At 45.7% G+C, this 3,603-nt stretch carries 4 protein-coding genes; 2 read left to right on the top strand and 2 right to left on the bottom strand.

The genetic code is table 11. From position 1 onward, the window contains the following. Nucleotides 1–266: tetratricopeptide repeat protein (locus QUA00_RS32010; protein WP_333412416.1), on the top strand; the 266-nt coding region annotated here is incomplete at its 5' end. A gap of 166 nt (nt 267–432) precedes the next feature. Beyond that, nucleotides 433–1,002: a Uma2 family endonuclease gene (locus QUA00_RS32005; RefSeq protein ID WP_333412414.1), complete on the top strand. Its 570-nt coding sequence runs from the start codon at nt 433–435 to the stop codon at nt 1,000–1,002. Nucleotides 1,003–1,075: 73 nt separating this feature from the next. On the opposite strand, the gene ruvC is transcribed toward QUA00_RS32005, so the two are convergent. Both ruvC and bchI read right to left on the bottom strand, forming a co-directional pair. Then, nucleotides 1,076–1,609, bottom strand: a complete 534-nt coding sequence (ruvC, locus tag QUA00_RS32000) for a crossover junction endodeoxyribonuclease RuvC (protein WP_333138429.1) — start codon at nt 1,607–1,609, stop codon at nt 1,076–1,078. A 94-nt stretch (nt 1,610–1,703) separates the two neighbouring features. Then, nucleotides 1,704–2,819 carry a magnesium chelatase ATPase subunit I gene (gene bchI / locus QUA00_RS31995; RefSeq protein WP_333412412.1) on the bottom strand — a complete coding sequence of 372 codons (1,116 nt, stop codon included), beginning with the start codon at nt 2,817–2,819 and terminating at the stop codon, nt 1,704–1,706. Between the last annotated feature and the right edge of the window lie 784 nt (nt 2,820–3,603).

Here is a 3,603-nt window from a genome sequence, read left to right as displayed (position 1 = left end):
CAGATTATCACGAAGCCTGGAACATTCGGGGCCTTGCACTGGATGATTTAGGCAGGCGAGAAGAAGCGATCGCCTCCTGGGACAAAGCCTTAGAAATCAAACCAGATAAAGACGAAGCCTGGTTCAATCGGGGCAATGCACTGGGTAATTTAGGCAGGATTGAAGATGCGATCGCCTCCTACGACAAAGCCTTAAAATTCAAACCAGATTTACACTTGGCATCGAAAAACCGGACAATAGCACTTAGAAAATTAGGAATTGTATAAAAATTAATTTTTCATTAAAACAAAGATTCTCAATAAAATGGCGCTAAAATAGATTAATCGGCGATTGGAATCAGGGCAACGGATTGCCCCTACCGCACAAACTTTCGTCCGCGCAACGCAAGACTGAAGAGAGGAGAAGAGAGGAGAAGAGAGGAAAGATCATAAAATGACGACCGTTACTTTAAACTTAGATACTGTCGAACTAACAGACGAACAGTTTTACCGTTTATGCCAGATGAATCGAGATTGGCAATTTGAACGGACACCTAAAGGAGAAATCATTATTATGTCCCCCGTAGGCGGAGTCAGCGGCAATCGAAAAGCCTATTTAATTACAGATTTGGGCTTGTGGAACCGTAAAACGCAGCTAGGGAGAGTGTTTAGTTCTTCTACAATTTTTCGCTTGCCTAATAATGGCTATCGAGCTCCAGACGCCGCTTGGGTTAGCTTAGAAAGATGGTCTGCTTTAACAGCAGAAGAACAAGAGAAATTTCCGCCAATCTGTCCTGATTTTGTCATAGAATTGCGATCGCGCCCAGACCCCCTGCGGCCGCTTCAGGAGAAAATGCAGGAGTATCTAAACAGCGGTTTACGCTTGGGTTGGTTAATTAATCCTCTAGACGAAAAAGTGGAGATTTATCGCCCTTCTCGCGAAGTAGAGATTGTACAATTTCCTGTAAGTTTATCGGGAGAAGATGTCTTGCCCGGATTTGTTCTTAATTTGCCGATGATTTGAACGGGAATTAGGAATCGGCGATTGAAATCGCTACTACACAAACCAAGTCCGCCTTCGCGGACTAAAGATTAGATTAAATTTTTCCTGTTTCCAACTCTATTTTCTTCGGACAAATATCATCATCGTACCAACCAGTCAAAGCCACCGCCAAAGCATCGGCCGCATCATCGGGTTTCGGAATGTAACCCAACTCCAACTCCCGCGCCACGGCGTCTTGCACTTCAGATTTATCCGCATTACCGCGGCCCGTCAAAGCTTGCTTAATTTGAGCCGGCGTAAACTCGAACAGCGGCACTCCACACTGCGCCAATACTAGGGTCAAAACGCCCCGCGCTTGGGCTACAAGTATGGTATTTCCCATCTTGTAAAAGAACAGTTTTTCGGCAATTGCTATATCAGGTTTAATCTGTTCAATTACCTCGTGCAAATCGTCGTAAATTGTTTTCAAACGCTGCCCCATTTCCTGTTTTGGCGTGGTTTGTATGACGCCGCAATCAATCATGGAAACGCTGTTTTTATCTTGTTTGCCAGGGACAATTTGACAACTAATTGCCCCGTAGCCAAGATTTGCTAAGCCCGGATCTAATCCTAAAATTCGTTTTTCCATTGCCCGAATTAGTAATTGGGAATGGGAATTAGGTATGAAAATTTGGGAAGGTTTCATCACCACCAATTACCCATTACCAATTACCAATTACCAATTACCCCTCAGTTGTTTCTAGACCGAATACCCGATCGAACACTTTAGTCACTTTATACCCCGAATCTATTGATTCTAGCGGGTCTTTCCGCAACCGGTGCCGCAAACACAGAGTCATCACCCGGCGAATATCGTCCACAGTCACCTCTGTGCGGCATTCCAAGGCCGTGAAAGCTTTCGCAGCCCGATTCGTCACCAAATCGCCCCGCAGCCCGTCTACGTCCAATTCCGCGCAAACTTGGGAGATTTTTACCCGCAACTCTCGATCGATAGTTACCGATTTCAATCTTTCCTGGGCTTCCACCAACTTCTGCTGCATCTCATCTTGTTCGCGCTGGTATTTCGCGAGAAACTCCGCCGGATTTTGGTCAAAACTAGAGCGCTGTTCGACAATTTCCACTCTTAAATTCGGGTCTTTTACAGTCCGAATTTCTGCGTGCATCCCGAATCTGTCGAGCAACTGCGGCCGCAATTCTCCTTCTTCTGGATTCCCGGAACCGATTAAAATAAACTTAGCCGGGTGGCGGATCGAAATGCCTTCTCTTTCAACAGTATTCCAACCGCTGGCGGCGGAGTCGAGCAAAACATCGACTAAATGATCGTCGAGCAAATTGACTTCATCAACGTACAGAATGCCACGGTTAGCTTTAGCTAAAAGACCGGGTTCAAAAGCTTTAACACCTTCCGACAAAGCTTTCTCGATGTCGATCGTACCGCAAACTCGGTCTTCGGTAGCGCCCAAAGGTAAATCTACCATTTGGACTTTTTTGCGGGCGATTTTAATGTCAGTTTGAGATAAAGTGCGATCGCGCACCTCATCGCTCATCAAATCAGGATCAGTGGGATGACTGTTAAAAGGATCGTCAGCCACCACCTCAATTTCCGGCAGCAAATCAGTGAGGGCGCGGATTGTGGTAGATTTACCAGTACCTCGATCGCCCATAATCATCACCCCGCCAATTTTGGGATCGATGACATTCAACAGCAGCGCCAGTTTCATCTCCTCCTGGCCAACAATTGCAGTGAAGGGAAAAACAGCGCGGCGGGCTGCGGTAGCGGTAACGGTTGGTAGAGCGCCCGCATTTAGGGTATTGCTGACTTCGGCAGTAGGACTCACAGGATAACTCAAAATATAATAATTGCTTGTTTATTGTAGGGGATAAGGGATTGTCTGGGGCGATCGCACTTGTAGGGCCCGCACGGAGCACAAAGTCGCTTCAACATCCAAGCGCAACGCCAGATTTGTTGCATTTACATTGTAGATTTTGGCGGGCAGGATGCCCAACCCCTACTCCCCACAATAGTTTGAACCAAAATCACCAGGTACATTCAATGTAGGTAGCGCCTTCAACACTCAAGCGCAACTAAGCTTTTCTCGATCGCGACTTACGCATCAAAACCAAAGAAACCGGGTTTTTTGCCGTTTCTGCGGTTTGTAACGAAATATTGTCGCAAAAAACGGTTTCTGACCACCGGTGCGTTCAGGAGTATTTATTTGAATTGCAGCTTTGGGCGGGCTCTCCTCCCCACCCCACAATAGTTTCAGTCAACTGAACCAGTAAGTTAAATGCGGGGTGGCTTTGAATTTTTGGGCGATCGGCAACCCAACTGTAAACTAATGTAACGATTTCCTGCGATTCGCATAAAAACCTCAAGTTCCCCCAGATAGATAATTAAGAGCGCTTTGCTCGCAAAGTGCTGTAACTTTGGGCGATCGGGCAACGCTAATGTAAACTTATGTAACAATTTTCCCGAATTTGCATAAAACCCTCAAGTTCCGCCAGATATATATTTGAGTCCACTTTGAAGCAAATTTTTTTCATGGTAAGCTGTTGCACATTTAAACTGTGATACAATCATTACCCTTATTTTTGATTTTGCGACCCCATTTAATTATTAAT

The sequence above is a fragment of the Microcoleus sp. T2B6 genome (genome assembly GCF_036700475.1).
Classification (GTDB): Bacteria; Cyanobacteriota; Cyanobacteriia; order Cyanobacteriales; family Microcoleaceae; genus Microcoleus.
Note: the sequence above shows the minus strand (reverse complement) of the source record. Positions and strands in the feature narration are given on the sequence as shown.

Bases quoted from the DNA above. Each gene is read 5' to 3' on its own strand.
- ruvC (WP_333138429.1), bottom strand. From the start codon at position 1,609: ATGGAAAAACGAATTTTAGGATTAGATCCGGGCTTAGCAAATCTTGGC.
- QUA00_RS32005 (WP_333412414.1), top strand. From the start codon at position 433: ATGACGACCGTTACTTTAAACTTAGATACTGTCGAACTAACAGACGAA.